The organism is Robiginitalea sediminis (genome assembly GCF_002198115.1).
In the GTDB taxonomy this organism is placed as follows: domain Bacteria; phylum Bacteroidota; class Bacteroidia; order Flavobacteriales; family Flavobacteriaceae; genus Robiginitalea; species Robiginitalea sediminis.
In genome coordinates this window covers 827,041-843,540 of sequence record NZ_NGNR01000001.1, presented here as the reverse complement: position 1 = coordinate 843,540, position 16,500 = coordinate 827,041, and the positions used below count along the sequence as shown (strand labels likewise).

Annotated in this window: 10 protein-coding genes; 4 read left to right on the top strand and 6 right to left on the bottom strand. The window is 57.4% G+C overall.

Annotated elements, in window-relative coordinates; translation table 11 throughout:
- Positions 1 to 29: 29 nt before the first annotated feature.
- On the top strand, positions 30 to 4,361 hold the full coding sequence (locus tag CA832_RS03770; protein ID WP_088340210.1) for a CusA/CzcA family heavy metal efflux RND transporter: 4,332 nt from the start codon (positions 30 to 32) through the stop codon (positions 4,359 to 4,361).
- A gap of 1 nt (position 4,362) precedes the next feature.
- Positions 4,363 to 5,520, top strand: coding sequence for an efflux RND transporter periplasmic adaptor subunit (locus tag CA832_RS03765; protein ID WP_088340209.1), 1,158 nt, complete (start codon positions 4,363 to 4,365; stop codon positions 5,518 to 5,520).
- A 22-nt stretch (positions 5,521 to 5,542) separates the two neighbouring features.
- Here the strand turns inward: CA832_RS03765 and CA832_RS03760 are convergent, their stop codons facing one another.
- Both CA832_RS03760 and CA832_RS03755 read right to left on the bottom strand, forming a co-directional pair.
- A complete protein-coding gene (locus CA832_RS03760; protein WP_088340208.1) occupies positions 5,543 to 7,936 on the bottom strand; it encodes a penicillin acylase family protein in 2,394 nt (797 codons plus the stop codon).
- Positions 7,937 to 8,059: 123 nt separating this feature from the next.
- Positions 8,060 to 8,569 carry a PepSY domain-containing protein gene (locus tag CA832_RS03755; RefSeq protein ID WP_088340207.1) on the bottom strand — a complete coding sequence of 170 codons (510 nt, stop codon included), beginning with the start codon at positions 8,567 to 8,569 and terminating at the stop codon, positions 8,060 to 8,062.
- A 173-nt stretch (positions 8,570 to 8,742) separates the two neighbouring features.
- Between CA832_RS03755 and CA832_RS03750 the strand changes: the two genes are divergently transcribed.
- Positions 8,743 to 8,925: a CDGSH iron-sulfur domain-containing protein gene (locus CA832_RS03750; protein WP_088340206.1), complete on the top strand. Its 183-nt coding sequence runs from the start codon at positions 8,743 to 8,745 to the stop codon at positions 8,923 to 8,925.
- Positions 8,891 to 10,540 (top strand): N-acyl-D-amino-acid deacylase family protein, encoded by a 1,650-nt coding sequence (locus CA832_RS03745; RefSeq protein WP_198944437.1) that lies wholly within the window; start codon positions 8,891 to 8,893, stop codon positions 10,538 to 10,540. Before CA832_RS03750 ends, CA832_RS03745 begins: the two co-directional genes overlap by 35 nt.
- Before the next feature lie 73 nt (positions 10,541 to 10,613).
- Here the strand turns inward: CA832_RS03745 and CA832_RS03740 are convergent, their stop codons facing one another.
- The 4 genes from CA832_RS03740 to CA832_RS03725 form a co-directional block, all read right to left on the bottom strand.
- Positions 10,614 to 13,868: a VPS10 domain-containing protein gene (locus tag CA832_RS03740; protein WP_088340204.1), complete on the bottom strand. Its 3,255-nt coding sequence runs from the start codon at positions 13,866 to 13,868 to the stop codon at positions 10,614 to 10,616.
- Positions 13,869 to 14,023: 155 nt separating this feature from the next.
- Positions 14,024 to 14,386 carry a thioredoxin gene (gene trxA, locus CA832_RS03735; protein WP_088340203.1) on the bottom strand — a complete coding sequence of 121 codons (363 nt, stop codon included), beginning with the start codon at positions 14,384 to 14,386 and terminating at the stop codon, positions 14,024 to 14,026.
- Positions 14,387 to 14,552: 166 nt separating this feature from the next.
- The gene (locus CA832_RS03730; protein WP_158211873.1) at positions 14,553 to 15,620 is read right to left on the bottom strand and encodes a PCMD domain-containing protein; all 1,068 of its coding nucleotides are present in this window, start codon (positions 15,618 to 15,620) and stop codon (positions 14,553 to 14,555) included.
- Positions 15,621 to 15,635: 15 nt separating this feature from the next.
- Positions 15,636 to 16,412 carry a hypothetical protein gene (locus CA832_RS03725; protein ID WP_088340201.1) on the bottom strand — a complete coding sequence of 259 codons (777 nt, stop codon included), beginning with the start codon at positions 16,410 to 16,412 and terminating at the stop codon, positions 15,636 to 15,638.
- Positions 16,413 to 16,500: the final 88 nt, after the last annotated feature.

Here is a 16,500-nt window from a genome sequence, read left to right as displayed (position 1 = left end):
GGGGTATTACCTATTGACACCCAGCATTTATGCTTCAACATATTATCCATTTCAGCCTGCGGAACAAATTCATGATCCTCCTCTTTACAATGGGGTTGGTTCTGTTTGGCCTGTATTCCCTCACGCGGATCTCCATAGGGGCCGTACCCGACGTGACCAACAACCAGGTACAGGTTATTACCACCTCCCGCAACCTCTCCACCCAGGATATGGAGCGGTTTATTACCTACCCTGTGGAACTGGAGATGGCCAACCTGCCAGGGGTTACCGAAATCCGATCCATCTCGAAATTCGGGCTCTCGGTGGTTACCATTGTTTTTGAGGACGACCTGGGCACCTACCTGCCCCGGCAGCTGATTGCCGAAAAAATCGAAGCTGCCAAAGAACAGATCCCTGAAGGGTTTGGCACCCCAAAAATGGGCCCTATCAGCACCGGCCTGGGGGAAATCTACCAGTATATCCTCGATGTGAAACCCGGGTATGAGGACCGGTATACCACCACGGACCTGAGGACCATCCAGGACTGGATCGTAAAACGCCAGCTATCGGGTATCCCCGGGGTGGTGGAAGTCAATACCTGGGGCGGGTACCTGAAGCAATACGAGGTGGCTGTCCGCACAGACCGCCTAACCGCCATGGACGTTACGGTGGGCGACCTGATTACGGCCCTGGAACGCAATAACAGCGTGGCCGGGGGCGGCTATATCGAAAAGGTGAACCAGGCCTACTTTATACGGGGCGAGGGCCTTGTGGGGAACCTGGAGGACATCCGCAATACGGTGGTAAAGGACGTTGACGGGTTACCCGTGTTTGTGCGCGATGTGGCGGAAGTGGGCTTCGGGAGCGCCACCCGTTTCGGGGCCATCACCGGGAATGGGGAAGGGGAAAAAGTCCTGGGGCAGGTTATGATGCTCAAAGGGGCGAGCTCCAATGAAGTCATCGGGGCGGTACAAGAGCGGGTTGCCGCCATTTCCCAAACCCTTCCGGAAGGGGTTTATATCAACGCCTTCCTGGACAGGAGCGAACTGATAAGCCGCACTACTGATACCATAAAGGAAAACCTGCTGCTGGGGTGTCTGATCGTGATTTTTGTGGTGGTCTTATTACTGGGCAACCTGCGCTCGGGCCTGGTGGTGGCTTCCGTGATCCCGCTCTCCCTGCTGATGGGCCTGTCCCTGATGTACCTCTTTGGGGTAGACGCCAACCTGATGAGCCTCGGGGCCATCGATTTCGGTATTATCATCGATGGGGCAGTGATTATTGTGGAATTCATCGCCTACCAGATTTCGGTCAGGATGCAGGGGCAGGACCACCTGTCCCCTTCCGAGTTCAGGGCCATGCGCGACGACATCACCAAGAAGGGCGCGGTCAAAATGATGAATAGTGCCATCTTCGGCCAGCTCATAATCCTGATTGTTTTTATTCCCATCCTGGCCCTGACGGGGGTAGAGGGCAAAATGTTCCGCCCCATGGCCCTGGCCTTTAGTTTTGCCCTGTTGGGAGCCATGGTGCTGTGCTTTACCTATGTCCCTGTAATGGCTTCCATGGTTCTTAGGCCCGTCAAAAACCCGGACAACAACTTTGCCCTTCGACTGGTACGCCGGATCAACGCGCTGTACCGGCCTACCATTACCTGGGCCCTGGGCCATAAACGGACCGTCCTGGGGCTGGCCGCGGCGTTCCTGCTGGGGGCTGTTTTCCTGTTTTCCCGGATGGGAGGGGAATTCATCCCCACCCTGGACGAGGGGGATTTTGTGATACAACCGGTCCTGAAAACGGGTACCAGCCTGGCAGAGACCATTGAAACCACTACCCGGATCGAACGGATCCTGATCGAGAGCTTCCCGGAAGTAGACCAGGTAGTGACGCGGATTGGGGCTGCAGAAGTCCCCACAGACCCTATGAGTATGGAGGAGAGCGACGTGATCATTACCCTGAAGCCCCGGTCCGAATGGGTTTCAGCCCAGACCAAGGACGGGCTGGCTAACCGGTTTAAGGAAGCCTTATCAGTTATTCCCGGCATGGAAGTGGAGTTTACCCAGCCCATAGAGATGCGGTTTAATGAGCTCATTACCGGGGTCCGGGCCGATATCGCCATCAAGGTTTTCGGGGAGGACCTGGGCGTCCTGGCCCGGAAAGGGGAAGAAATCCGGGCCCTAGCCGAAAACGTGCCGGGTGCTGCGGACATCACTGTCGAAAAGGTAGAGGGCCTGCCCCAGGTGAATGTAGCTTATAACCGCACCCGGATTGCGCGCTACGGCCTGCACATCCAGGACATCAACGACATGATTTCCCTGGCCTATGCAGGGCGCACGGTAGGGCAGGTTTTTGAGGGGGAACGGCGCTTTGACCTGGCCATCCGCCTGGACCAGAGCCAGCGCACCCGTCTGGAAGACCTGCGTCAGCTCTACCTCGATTTACCCGGTGGTGGCAAGGTCCCGCTGGGGGAAGTTGCGGAGGTGACCTACCAGGAGGGCGCTGCCAAGATTTCCCGGGACGATACCCGGAGGCGGATCGTGGTAGGCATCAATGTGCGCGACCGGGACCTGCAATCGGTGGTAGATGATATCCAAAGGCTGATCGGGGAACAAGTAAATTTCCCTCCCGGGTATACCGTGACCTATGGCGGGCAGTTCGAGAACTTACAGAGCGCCAAGGAGCGTCTTAAAATCGCCGTCCCCATAGCCCTGATGCTCATATTTGTGCTGCTGTATTTTGCCTTTGGGTCCTTGCGGGAAGCCCTTATGGTTTTCTCGGCCATCCCCCTGGCTGCCGTTGGAGGTGTCCTCATGCTCTGGGTGCGGGGGATGCCGTTTTCCATCTCGGCAGGGGTTGGTTTTATCGCCCTTTTCGGGATTGCCGTGCTCAACGGGATCGTCATGGTAGAGCATTTTAAGGAACTCCGTAAAGAAGGCCAAAAAGACCTTGATGCCCTGGTCCTTCAGGGAGCCTCGGACCGCCTTCGTGCCGTCCTCCTCACGGCCGCGGCGGCAGCACTGGGTTTCCTGCCCATGGCCATTTCATCGAGTGCCGGGGCAGAGGTGCAGCGACCCCTGGCCACTGTGGTCATCGGCGGGCTGGTAAGCGCTACCCTGCTTACCCTGGTGGTCCTGCCGGTGCTCTACACCTTGTTCGGTACAGGAGGCGGGCACCACAAACAATTGTTGAAAAAACGGAGAACACAAGCCCTTACCCTGCTGCTGCTCCTTGGGGGAACCTTCGGTGCAGGAGCCCAGCAACCTCAGGGGCTGGAGCAGTTGCTGGAACTGGCAGACCAGAATAATACCGGCCTGGAGGCCGCCCGCCTCCGGTGGGAAACCGCTGAGGCCTTCAAGGGAACCGCATTGGATTTTGGCAAAACCGAGTTGTTTTTTGGACGGGACCAGAATAACCTGGCCGCAGACCTTCCGTTGGATGTGTACGGGGTCCGACAGGAAATTGCCTTCCCCACAGTCTATGCGGCCCGCAGGCGGAACCTCCGCTATCAGGCAGAAGGGGCCAAAAGCCAATACGATGCCCAGCGCCGGGAATTGCATTACCAGGTGAGCCTCGCGTACAGTTCCTATCTGACTGCCTCGGCCAAAACGCTCATTTATAAACGCCTGGATAGCTTGTACATACAATTTGCAAATGCGGCAGACCGCCGCTTCGATCTCGGGGCAACCAACTACCTGGAGAAGGTCACCGCGCGTTCCAAACAACGCCAGGTACGCCTGCAGCTCGAAGCCTCAATCACACTGGTTTCCCAGCTGGAAACCCGGCTGCAACACCTGATACAGGCAGACAGCGCACTGCAGCTTACCCCGGCAGACCCTGTTCGGTTTACCCCAATGCCCCCCGAACTGGCCTCCACGCCTGAAATGCGCCTGTACGATAGCCGAATCGGCGCAAGCCAGGCGGCACGAAGCGCAGAGGTCAACAGCCTTTTGCCAGACCTCAGCGCCGAGTACTTCTATGGAACCAACTCCGCCATAGAAGGCAACCTGGAGGGCTTTAGTTTCGGCCTGAAAATCCCCTTGCTTTTCGGGGCCCAGGCCTCGAGGATCCGGACGGCCCGCTTAACTGTGCAGGCCCTGTCCGAAGAGCGCAACGACTATGCCCTGCAATTGCGTTCACGACTGGCACAGCTACAGGTGGAGCTGGAACGGCAGCAGGAGGCCTTGGCCTATTACGAAAACGAAGGCAACGCCCTGGCGGAAGCCATTCTGCGCGCCGCAGAAATGAGTTTCCAAAATGGGGAAATCGACTATTTCCAATACATACAGTCCCTGGAGAACGGATACGAAATCCGGCTGGCATACCTGGACCAACTCCACGCTTATAACCAGAGTGTCCTGAACATTAATTTTATTACGTATTAACATGAAACGCACCTCCTTTCGCTTCTTCCTTATCCCAGCCCTGGTCTTCCTGGCCTTCCCCGGGTGCAGGGAAGCCCAGCAGAACCCTTCTGAACCGTCGGAACCTACCGGGCAGGAAGGACTGATCTCCATAGCTCACAATCAGTTCGAAGCCAATAGTATGGTCCTCGGGAAACCGGAACAAAAGGCCTTCCCTCAAACCCTCGAAGTAAGCGGGATCATAGACGTACCCCCGGAGAACCGGGCAGTGGTAAGCGCATTGAACGGCGGCTTTGTAAAAGATATCTCCTTGCTGGTTGGCGACCAGGTACGCAAAGGGCAGCGCATTGTTTCCCTGGAAAGCCCGGAGTTCCTGAAGTTGCAGCAACAGTACCTGGAAGCCTGGGAACAATTGCCCTACCTCAAGGCCGAATACGAGCGGCAGAAAACCATGTTTTCCGAAAACATCACCTCGGAAAAAGTATATCTGCAAGCCGAGAGTCAATACCGGACTACCCTGGCCCAACAGAACAGCCTTAAAAAACAGCTGGAATTGCTCAACATCCCGGCAGGCCGGGTGGAAGCGGGGGAGCTTACTTCGGAAAGCCCGGTTTACGCCCCCATAGCAGGATCCCTCACACGGGTCAATGTGCGTAAGGGAGTCTTTGTTTCCCCGGCAACGGAAATTGCCGAAATTGTCAATAACGACCACCTGCACCTGGAACTCAATGTCTACGAAAAAGACATTTCAAAACTAAAGGTTGGCCAGGAGATACGGTTTCGCCTGCCGGAATACTCCGAGAATACCTATGCGGCACATGTCCACCTGATCGGGGCCGCCATCGATGAGGACCGCACAGTAAAAGTCCACGCCCATCTGGAGGAGGAAGCGCATTCCGGTTTCCTGGTGGGTATGTACGTACGCGCTTCTATTGAAGTAGGGGTAGAAACCGCGGAAGCACCCCAGTGGGCCGTACCCGAATCTGCGGTGGTCACCCAACAGGGGAAGTCCTATATACTACTCCTGCAGGAGCGTACGGATACAGGCTACCTCTTCCGCCAGGCTGCTGTTGAAACCGGTACTCCCCGGGGCGGGTACATCCCGGTTAGCAGCCCCGCGTTGGGTGCGGATACTGAAGTCCTGTTCCGGGGGGCGTTTAACCTGGTGGCACCGGAATAAAGCAACCTAGGGTAGCCTATTGCTACCTAGCCGGTGTCAGGACCAAACGGGCATCGGCATGCCGCTGGACGGAATCGCGGGAATAGTAGAGGGGGAAATACCCATCTGACGCCCAGGTTTCGAACAGGTTCCCATAGTATGGGCTTTCCGGGTTCCCCGATTGTCCGGGGCTGTTAATCCCCAGGGCTTTGTCCCATTCTCCTACCGGGACAATAACCCGGAAGGTAGCCCCGCTGCTCTGGTTCAGGTTGTTCCCGGTGGAACCCGGGGTAAACCCATTTCCACCCCGGGATACGGGGCCGAAATCGAGGCCCTGGGCCGAATCGGCAACCAGGGAGCGGCTAAGCGGGTGCCTTATAGTGATATGCTTCATATCGGGTTGGCCATAGGCCCACTTGGACGGATCCGGGCCCAACTGTTTTTTCAGGAAACTCTCTGCGCGGAGGAAGGCTTCCTGCAGGAAGGCATCCCGAGCAGCCGTACTGCCAAAATGGGGTTCCGGGGACGCTACCCACTGCAGGATACGCTCCAGCTGAAGGGTCTGTATATAAGCCTTGGCGCGGGCCGGTACAAACCGCTCGTGGGCTAGCTCCCTGATGGCATTTTCCCAGGCCACATAAATGCCCGCAGCCACTGCATCCGGGTCCAGGCGGTAATCCCACCCGCTAAGGCGCCTTCGGAGGCTGTCTGCAGCAGGCGGCAACTGTAAGGCCTCCAGGTAGGGCACCAGGGTCCGGGCCGGGAGGGACAGGTAGTCGTTCTGGAGGGCCTTCATCTCCTCCAGGGTAAGCAGGTCTTTTTGCTCCAGTACCTCCTCGATCCGCCTGCCCCGGAACGAATCGGACCAGGTATAGCCAATGGCATCCCAACGGTCGTAGGAAGCCGGGGTAACATTCTGGTTGGCAGTTTCTATATAGCCCGATTCAGGATTATAGGCGGAGGGTTTTTGTTTAATGGGAAGGTAGCCGTCCCACTCAAACCGTCCGTCTCCTGGCACGGGCACCAGTCCGGAAAAACCTTTACGTACAGGCGCTATCCCAACGGCCTGCCACCCGATAGCCCCATCGACGCCTGCCCAAACCATATTCTCCCCCGGGATGTTGCTGTAGCGGCACGCTTCCCGGAATTCCTCCCAGTTCTGTGCCTGGTCCATGCGCAGGGACGCCAGGTAGGGCGCACCCCCAGGTTCCATCCAGGCACACCGCATGGCATAGGCCCGGTGGCGCAGGGTATCCTGAAAAAGTACAGGACCGTGGCGGGTATAGCGCAGGGCTACCGACACCGGGTCCTGGCCCTTAACAGGTATTTCTTCCCGGATGACCTCCATCTCCTCCCAGGCATCCTGGTAGCGGTAGCGATTCGGGTTTTCCGGGTCGGTTTCATACACCAGCAAATCCTCCCCATCGGTCTCGAAAACGGTAAGGCCCCAGGCGCCGTATGGGTTGTGCCCGATGGACACCCCCGGAATCTCGGGTTCTCCCCCACCTATGACATCCCAGCCCGGGGCCGACAGGTGCACCATATACCGAAGGGACGGCACCCGGATACTGCGGTGGGGATCGTTGGCCATCAGGGGTTTCCCATTGGCCATTTTCTCGCCCCGCACCACCCAGTTGTTGCTGCCTATCCCCAGGCTGTCAGGAGGGTTGTTATTGGGAGCAGGAAAGCTAAGGGCCGCCGCCTGGCTACGGTACTCGGGCAAGAGGTCATTTGCCTGGAAAACCACGGATTTGCGGTAGGCGTTATACAACTCCAGAATGTCTTCAGACAAGCCCTCGGCATCGACCCCCCCATGAAGGGTCAGATCGGGTTCCCTGGGGTGGAACCAAAGCAAGGCCTTAACGGAATCTGCCCCGATGGCAGCCACAGCACGCCCAATGGCGAGTTCTTCCTGGCTGTTGCCCAAAAGGCCCTGGTGGCGCGAAATCACCACATCCGGGGTCCAGGGTTCGGGCAGGATTCCCAGGGCGCGGAATTCCAGGGGGAGTTGCTCCGGTTTTTCCCGGGCCTCGGCAATGTAGGCGTTAACCCCGTCGGTATAGGCGCGGATAATTTCCGAGCCCCGGTCGTGGTACTGGTTCAGGTCAGCATCCAGGTCTCCCCGGTATTGGAAAAGCCGGGTGCCGATATCCCGTTTCAACGCCCGTTCCCCGAGGATTTCCGCAACGGTACCGGTGGCCTGGCGGCGCCAGATTTCAAACTGGAACAACCGGTCTTTGGCCGCCAGGTATCCCTGGGCAAAGAACAGATCGTGTTCGTTCTGCGCATAAATATGGTTGATTCCATACGGGTCCCGGTAGACTTCTACGGGCTCGGAGACCCCGGCTAGGGCATGTTCCCCGGAGGAAAGGGGTTGCTGGCGACAGGCCGTCGCCAACAGGCAGCACCCAAGTACTGCCAGAATCGTCTGTTTCATCTGGAGGGTTTCCCCTAAAGGTACGGAATTGGACCAAAGGCTTCCCCTCCCTTCTCTGTATAACGGGACCTTGAGCCCTCCTGCCAGGGCATAATCCGGTAGTAAGCCCTATGCGGGAAGGGACTAAACAAAGAGCAGGACAACTGTAAGCAGGAAGCCGGCGGCCGCAAAATACAGCCCTTTTTTATAGACCGGCGCCCCGGGCATAAACATAAAGAAGGCCGAAACCGAAAAGAACAGCAGGGCCACGCCAAAAAAGATTCCGAGCCAGAATAAAGGGTTACCCGAATGCATCTTATGCAGGTTGTTCATCTTCTCGAGCACCAGCGGGAGGCGCAATTCAGTATACTCGGCTGCTCCCGTTGCCTTGTTGTAACTGCCCCCGTCAAAGTAGACCATATCACCTTCGGTCCTATCGGCCTTAAACCCACGCTTCCTGAGAGCAGCCCCCAGGGCATCGCCTTCCAGGCCTGGCTCCAGGGTCCGGCTCACCGCCACCTCGCTTTTCATGTAATCGGTGTTGCGGAAGGTTAGGACGATGCCGCTAATGGCGTATACGGCCATAATCCCGGCCAGGAAAAAGCCGAGATAGCGGTGGAAGACGCGGAATTGATTGCTGATGTTACGGTTCATGGGATATGGGTTATAAAGGGTTTGTGTTTCTGTATGAGGTCCTCGGACAACAGGTAATTAGAGTCTGCCGGGCACAAAAGGTTTAAACCCCAATCGCATTTTCATTTCCATCACCCTGCCCTTTGACGGAAACCCTCCGGGGTTGTACCTTTAGGGGGTAATGCACAAATCAGATGGAAAACACAAAACCCACTATCCAAATCTCCAAAACCGGAAAGGTTACCGTATTAAACGCCAAAGAAATCCAGCTCCTGGATGCAGACGGGAATGAAATCCCCACCCGCAACCGGTTCTCGCTGTGCAACTGCGGCAAAACCGGGGATGCCCCGTTTTGTGATGGGTCGCACAACGGCTGATCCGGGCTCGCAACCTGGCAGTACCAAACCGGCATGGCGCCGGATTCCTGTCTTCCTTTTTCTGGTGCTGCTCCTGACCGGATGTGCAGGAGAAGCCCCATACGACCTTATCCTGAAAGGAGGTACTATCTATGACGGCAGCGGGGGAGCTCCCGTGGTAGCCGACATCGGAATCCGGGCCGATACGCTTGCTGCCATTGGTGACCTGCAGGGGAAGGCCGCAGAGCGGACCATCGATGTAACCGGCCTTGCGGTTGCCCCGGGTTTTATCGACCTGCACGTCCACCTGGATCCCATTCTATCGCATTCGGATTGCCAAAGCCACCTTCGGCAGGGGGTTACCACCAGCCTGGGGGGTCCGGACGGCACCAGTCCCTGGCCTTTCGGGTCATTTCTGGACAGCCTTGAACAACTTGGGGTTGGGATGAATGTGGCCTACCTGATTGGCCACAATACGGTTCGCCGCAACATTATGGAGCTGGAAAACCGCGCCCCGACCGCCGGCGAACTGGAGCAAATGAAAACCCATGTAGCCCAGGCCATGCAAGAGGGCGCCTTCGGGATCTCAACAGGGCTGAAATACCTCCCCGGGAGTTTCTCCGCAACGGAAGAAGTGGTGGCCCTCTCAGCGGTTGCTGCCCAGGCAGGAGGCATCTATACCTCCCACCTGCGGGAGGAAGGCCTGGACATTTTCCATTCGGTGGAAGAAGCTATCCGCATTTCCAGGGAAGCCGGAATCCGCGTGGTCCTGACCCACCATAAGGTTATCGGGAAGCCCATGTGGGGAAAGAGCGCCCAGACCCTGGCCATGGTCGATGCGGCAGTGGAAGAAGGGCTGGATGTACGCATAGACCAGTACCCTTACAATGCGAGTTATACCGGGATTTCAGTACTGATTCCGGCCTGGGCCCGGGCAGGAGGACAAGAGGCCTTCCTGCAGCGCCTGGATGACCCCATAACCCGGGACAGCATCCAAAGGGGGATCGTCTTTAACATCCTCAACGACCGGGGCGGGGAAGACCTGGAGCGCATCCAGTTTGCCAAAGTCAGTTGGATGCCGGAGCTCGAGGGCAAAACATTGGCCTATTGGTGCCGGCAGCGCGGGTTGGATCCCACCCCTGAAAACGGCGCCTTCCTGGTTTCGGAAGCCCAGGCAAACGGTGGAGCCTCGTGCGTATTTTTTGCCATGGACGAGTCCGACGTGCAGCGCATCATGCAGCACCCCTTAACCATGATCGCCTCGGACGGCCGGCTGGTTTGGCCGGGAGAAGGTCATCCGCACCCCAGATGGTACGGCACCTTCCCCAGGGTCCTGGGCCACTATGTGCGGGACATAAAGCTGCTCTCCCTGGAAGAGGCCATCTATAAAATGACCGCCCTGCCAGCCCGGACCCTGAACCTTGCGGACCGGGGCCTGTTGAAACCCGGGATGAAAGCCGACATTACGGTTTTTGACCCTGCTACCGTTAAGGACCTCGCGACCTTTGAGGCGCCCCACCAATATCCGGAAGGCATCCCCTATGTCCTGGTAAACGGGCAGGTGGCCATCGACCAGGGAAGGTTTATGGACCTTCGCGCGGGGCAGGTCCTGCGCAAACCGGCCGGAAAAGAATAACCCAGACGCATCAAAAAAATAAGCCCCGCGGAACAGAGTCCCGTGGGGCTTAGTGGTATTACACTTCTTTAGCTTAGTCCTGCCCTTTGATGTAGGGGGCACCAGCGTCCTTTAGCTTTTTGGACAGGGCCGGGATCATCTGCCCGGTAATCCGGCTGAGTTCCGGCTGCATTTCCGCTAGCATCTCCCGGGCTATCCCCAGGCTGCGTCTGTGCAGGGGCGTAGGCCCATAGGTGGTAGTCATCCCGCGGAAGGCCGTTGAAAAATGGGATTGGATGGACGGGGGGTTGCGCTCCCCGATCTCTTCCCGGGCGGGGCTGCCCTCGGCCTTGATTTTCAGCGCACGCACTGCTTCTTCCAGTGCGAAAAGGTCGGAAGCCAATCCGGCGGGGGCCGCAGGTGTCCGGGCCAGGGCTTGCTTAAAGCCCTTCAAAGCCGTTTCGGCCTGTTCAAACTGGTCGCGCATCCGCTCCAGTTGGTCCTGAACCTGGGTAAGCTCCCCGCGATAGGCATTATAGCTGTCATAATCCATACCCTTTAACACGCCTTCCCGGATGGGCTTCACCTGGAAGCTTACAGCTTCTCCCATGGGTGTTACCTGTCCGTCCTTTTGCAGGGACATGGAGGCCGTATAGGTCCCCGGGGTTGCCATCGGGCCACGGCTGAACCAGCCGCCGCCGCCGCTGAGTTCCGGATCTATGGCCCCCGTGCTGGCATGGCGCAGGTCCCAGGCCAGGCGATGGGTCCCCTTGGAGGCCTTCTCGCTCAGGTTGCGGATCACGTTGCCACTGGCATCCCGGATGGTAATCCAGACGCGGGCTTCCTGCTCGCTGTTCTCTTTGTCGATACCCTCATATCCGGGGAACGGAATATCCGCCCCGGTCTTATCCGCTTCTTTTTCGGCCTTTTGACGGCGTTCTTTGGCGGTGGTGTAGTCGTCGGAAAGATAATAGGTGAATACCGCGCCGAACTCCGGGTTTTTGGCCAGGTAAAAGTCTGCCCCGGTATTCCCGAGGTTGCTGCGGGGCACATACCATTTGGCGGTCCTGGGGGCAAAGAGTTTTCCCTTTTCCTGTAAGGTTGCCGGGGTAAGCTGGCGCAGGGCGCTGTAGTCGTCCAGGATAAAGAACCCGCGTCCGAAGGAGGCCGCCACCAGGTCGTTCTCCCGCTTCTGGATGGCCAGGTCGCGGAAGCCCATACTGGGGGTGCCGGGCAATTTCTGCCAGTTGGACCCACCGTCTAAGGAAGTGTATACCCCAAATTCGGTGGCCAGGAACAGCAGGTTTTTATTTACGTGGTCCTGCACAATACGCCATAAGAGGGTGCGCTCCGGAAGGCCGGAGGAAAGTGAGGTCCAGGTCTGCCCCCGGTCTGTACTCTTGTACAGGAAGGGCCGGAAATCCCCTTCCTTGTGGTTATCCAGCACTGCGTAGACCGTATTCACGTCGTGGAGGTCCGCTTTGATGTCATTCACAAAGCTCCGGGCCGGAAGGCCCAGGCGCGTCACCGGTATCCGGTTCCAGTTGTCGCCCCCGTCACTGCTCACGGCAATAAAGCCATCGTCCGTGCCCGCGTAGAGCAACCCCTCCTGCACCGGGGATTCGCTCAGGGAGGTAATGGTGTTGTAATTGGACATGGCCCCTACATCCCAGGCATTGTCCCAGGACTGCTGGCGGCCCATAATCGGCAGTTCGATGCGCTCCTCGCTGCGGGTAAGGTCGCCGGAAATAGGAGTCCAGCTGTCGCCCCGGTTCTCGGATTTCCAAACGCGGTAGGAGGCAAAATAGAGCCGGGCCGGGTCGTGGGGCGATACCAGGATGGGGGCATCCCAGTTAAAACGCTCGTGCGGGTCCCCCTTGCCCGCCTGGGGCTGGATAAACACCTGTTCCCCCGTGCTCAGGTCCACGCGGTGCAGCCCGCCCTGTTGAGTCTCGGCATAGATAATGTCGTTGTACTGGGGGTCGGTGGCAGACTGGTGGCCGTCTGCAAAAAGGGTCTTATACCAGTGTTTGTTGGCAATCCCCTCCCGCTCGTCGGTAGCCGATGGCCCGCCTGCGGAACCGTTGTCCTGCGTCCCCCCAAAGACATGGTAGAAGGGCTCGGCGTTGTTCACCGCTACCTTGTAAAACTGGGTCAGGGGCAGGTTTTTATGGTACCTCCAGTTTTCGGCCAGGTCGAAACTCTCGTAGATGCCCGCATCGGTGCCAATCATCAGGTAATTGGGGTCGTCCTTCTTGAAGGCCATGGCGTGGTTGTCGGAGTGCTTTTCCTCCTCCTTGAGCTGGACGAAGGTCTTGCCCCCGTCCTCCGAGGTAAGTACGCGTACATTCATCAGGTACAGCCGGTCGAACTTATGCGGGCTGGCATAGAGCTCCTGGTAATAGTGCGGCCCGGTACCCCCGGAAACCGTATTGGACATCTTTTTCCAGGAGGCCCCCCGGTCTGCAGAGCGGTACACGGCACCGGTTTTACGGTCCAGTTCTATGGCGGCATAGAGCACATCGGGTTGCTGGGGCGAGATAGCCAGGCCTATTTTCCCCATGTTCGATTTGGGCAGGCCGCTGGTGAGTTCCTCCCAGGTCTCCCCCCCGTCGGTGGATTTATGGATCCCGGTCCCCGGGCCCCCGCCCATAAGGGCAGCTACGGTTCGGTGGCGGTCCCAGGTAGCGGCGTACAGAACCTGAGGGTCCCGCGGGTCTATAATAAGGTCGGTTGCCCCCGTCCAGGCATCGTTGCCCAGGACCTGGGTCCAGGTTGCCCCGCCATCGGTGGTTTTGTACACCCCGCGCTGGCCGCCTTTTTTCCAAAGCGGACCCTGCGCAGCCACCCAGACCACGTCGCTGTTATCCGGGTGAACAATAATCCGGGCAATGTGTTCGGTTTCTTTCAGGCCAAGATTCTCCCAGGATTTCCCGCCATCTTTGGACCGGTAAACCCCATCCCCGTAGGCCACGTGGCGCCCGCCCACATCTTCGCCGGAGCCTACCCAGACCGTTGCGGAATTCTGCGGGTCCAGGGTAATGCACCCCGTGGAGTAGGACCCCTGCTGGTCGAACAGGGGCATCCAGGTGGTACCGGCATTTTCGGTTTTCCAAACCCCGCCGGAACCCACCGCCACATACCAGACACTTTCGTTTTCCGGGTCAATGGCGATATCCGCAATTCGTCCCGACAGGAAGGCCGGGCCAATGTTGCGGAATGTAAAGGCTTGCAGTGGCAGTTCGGGGCCCTTGGCAGGGGCATTGCTTTTTCGACGCTGTGCATTGAGAGATGTCCCATCGAAAAGGAACACGGCGCTCAAGGCCAGCAACAAGAGTACTTTTTTCATCGTATGTGTTGGTTTTCGTCTCCTTAAATGTACGGAATAATCTGCCGTTGTGTGCCCATGCGCGTGGCTGGATTTTCCATCCGGAGAAGCCACTTTTGGAAATAAAAAAACCGGCCCCCCTGAGGGGCCGGCACATACGATTCAGGAACGGCAGCTTAGGAAACCGACGTAAGCAATTCCTTGTCGATGACATCCTGCAGGACGTGCTTGGGCAGGGCCCCGGCCTGCATCATAGGCTGTTTCTCCTTTGGGATAAACAGGATGCTCGGGATGCTCCGGATCTGGAAGATGGCCGCCAGCTCCTGCTCCACTTCGGTATCTACCTTGTAGATGACAATCTCCGGGTTTTCGTCGGAGAGTTCCTCCAGGATAGGGGCTACCATTTTGCAAGGGCCGCACCAGTCTGCATAAAAGTCGATAATGGCGGGTTTTTCCCCTTTAAAATTCCATTCCTTTTCTGTGGTATAATCAAAGATCTCCTCCTTGAATTTCTGGGCTGTAAGTTTTACAGTGGGCATAACATTTTTATTTAGGGTGTAAAGGTAGGCATCCTGAGGAGAAGGGTTTGTAACATGGGTTGCATTGCAGTTTTCCCGGATGTTCGCGGTCCGTTTTCTGTCGGGATATTCCCCGGAAAAGGAATAGCAGGCGCGGCCATTCGGATGGTAACCTTATGGGATGGCTCTAATACACCAACTCAAAATCATTCACCCAAAGCTCACTCCCAATGGCCCCGGTAAAGAAATCGCCCAGGGCGCTTGAGGAGAAAACTACAGTGATATGGGTGGGCCGGGCATCCGGGTCTGCCCAGGTTTCCCCGGGTCGGATATTGGCATACTCAAATTCAGGGTCCGATGAGGAAAGCGGTCCGTATTTGACCGGGACCTCCAGGGTCTGCCAGTCTGCCACGGTATCGCCGCTCCGGTACCAGGCCGTACCCACACGGGCTACCTGATCGCCTTCCCTGCGCTCCAGCAGGATGTACAAGTCTGCCTGGTCTCCTCCAGGTAAAGGATTTCCGGAACCGTCCAGGTATTCCGCCCCCGGCAGGTACCGATAGGCCACCCTGAAGGCCGAGGGGCGGCCACTGAACAGGGTGCCAAAATCGATATTGGACCGCGGGTCGGTGGGGTTGGGAAAACCATCTGTAAAAGACCCGGTGTACAGGGTTGCGGCCGCCATCCGGACAAATAAGGGGGCGCGAACGCTCACCATGCGGGCAGCAAAATCGCCATTGCCCAGGTCTTCCGGGGTGGTATTGGCCCCTCCCACTATGGCAAGGCCCGGGTTGGCTGTGTCCCAAATGGTACTTTCCGCATCGGAACCGGGCTGTTGGTACCCCCCGGCATCGTACCAGAGGTCGAAGCCGCTGTTAGCCAGCTGGGGCTGGGGTTCTGCCACGCGTACTGTAACTTCCCATACGGCCTCACTCCCATCCTCTGCAGTAACGGTGTACAAGACAGGTTCCCTGAAATCCTGCACCTCCCCTGCCCGGGGAGATATCCGGGCCAGGTTGGAAATCTCGATGCGCTGTGGTGCCAGGGCAGAGACATCTTCCCCTTCCGCAAAGGGGATGGTAATCCGGAGCTCGTCCTGGGAAATGGTGGTAGGCCCGGCCTGCCCCGGAATTTCAAAGGCTCTTATCTGATTAAACCCGGATAACCCGAACTTATCTTCTTTAATACATCCCTGGAGGAGTATAAGTGCCAGTAGGAGAAAGGGCTTCGCGATGGTTTTTATTCCCGATTTCATTTCCATAACTCAGATTCAAAAATAATAGGCCACGCCCAGGTTCAGGGCGAGCAGGTTGAGTTTCAGGTCTATATTGTTCTCCGTGATCCTGGTCTGGTTGGCCCGGTCATTGTTCACCGTTTCCTTGCTCCATTTGGAAGACAGCCCCACAATCCCCACGGAGGTCTCAAAAGCCCAGTTCCGGTTGAAAAAAATGACAGCCCCCGGTTGTACCCCGAGCCGTAACTGCACATAATTATTCTCGATGCGTTCCACGTCGGAGACCAGGAAGTTCCGCCTTTCGGACTCGCCCAGTGAAATGCGAAGGTCCGACTGCACAAAGACCTGGAATTTCCCGTCACCGAAGGGGATGTATTTACGGATGTTCGGGATAAAAGATATGTCCTGGCCTATGCTGCGGGAGGTGACTTCCTCGGAGTCCTCGTTCAGGAAGGTAATATCCTCACGGTCCCTCCCGTAACTCAGGCCCAGCCCAACAGTGAAGCCGTCCTTCAGGGCATATCCGCCCGAGGCCGTAATCCGGAAATTGACTTTATCCTGGTCTACGACTTGCCGAAGCAATTGGTCCTCATTTTCGGCCTTGCGCTGGTCCAGGGAGAACGAAAGGTTGGAGTACCCCCGGCCAGGGGTGATGATCCATGAATCGGAGGAGCCGTCAGTCCCCGATTGGGCTTTTCCTTCGAATGCAAGGAAAGTCAGAAACAGCAAAAGAAAACTCCGAAGCGGGCGCAGGCCGTGGTGGCTGCAACTTAAAGTTATTGCAAAAGGGTTGCATTGGGCATTGTTTGCCATGGGCTCGATGGTTTTTCAAAAGGCGTCCGGAAAACAGGACGTACTCTTACAGAAAGATACCATCCTCAAGAGCAAAAACACAAGAGGA

Bases quoted from the DNA above. Each gene is read 5' to 3' on its own strand.
- CA832_RS03770 (WP_088340210.1), top strand. From the start codon at position 30: ATGCTTCAACATATTATCCATTTCAGCCTGCGGAACAAATTCATGATC.
- CA832_RS03765 (WP_088340209.1), top strand. From the start codon at position 4,363: ATGAAACGCACCTCCTTTCGCTTCTTCCTTATCCCAGCCCTGGTCTTC.
- CA832_RS03760 (WP_088340208.1), bottom strand. From the start codon at position 7,936: ATGAAACAGACGATTCTGGCAGTACTTGGGTGCTGCCTGTTGGCGACG.
- CA832_RS03755 (WP_088340207.1), bottom strand. From the start codon at position 8,569: ATGAACCGTAACATCAGCAATCAATTCCGCGTCTTCCACCGCTATCTC.
- CA832_RS03750 (WP_088340206.1), top strand. From the start codon at position 8,743: ATGGAAAACACAAAACCCACTATCCAAATCTCCAAAACCGGAAAGGTT.
- CA832_RS03745 (WP_198944437.1), top strand. From the start codon at position 8,891: ATGCCCCGTTTTGTGATGGGTCGCACAACGGCTGATCCGGGCTCGCAA.
- CA832_RS03740 (WP_088340204.1), bottom strand. From the start codon at position 13,868: ATGAAAAAAGTACTCTTGTTGCTGGCCTTGAGCGCCGTGTTCCTTTTC.
- trxA (WP_088340203.1), bottom strand. From the start codon at position 14,386: ATGCCCACTGTAAAACTTACAGCCCAGAAATTCAAGGAGGAGATCTTT.
- CA832_RS03730 (WP_158211873.1), bottom strand. From the start codon at position 15,620: ATGAAATCGGGAATAAAAACCATCGCGAAGCCCTTTCTCCTACTGGCA.
- CA832_RS03725 (WP_088340201.1), bottom strand. From the start codon at position 16,412: ATGGCAAACAATGCCCAATGCAACCCTTTTGCAATAACTTTAAGTTGC.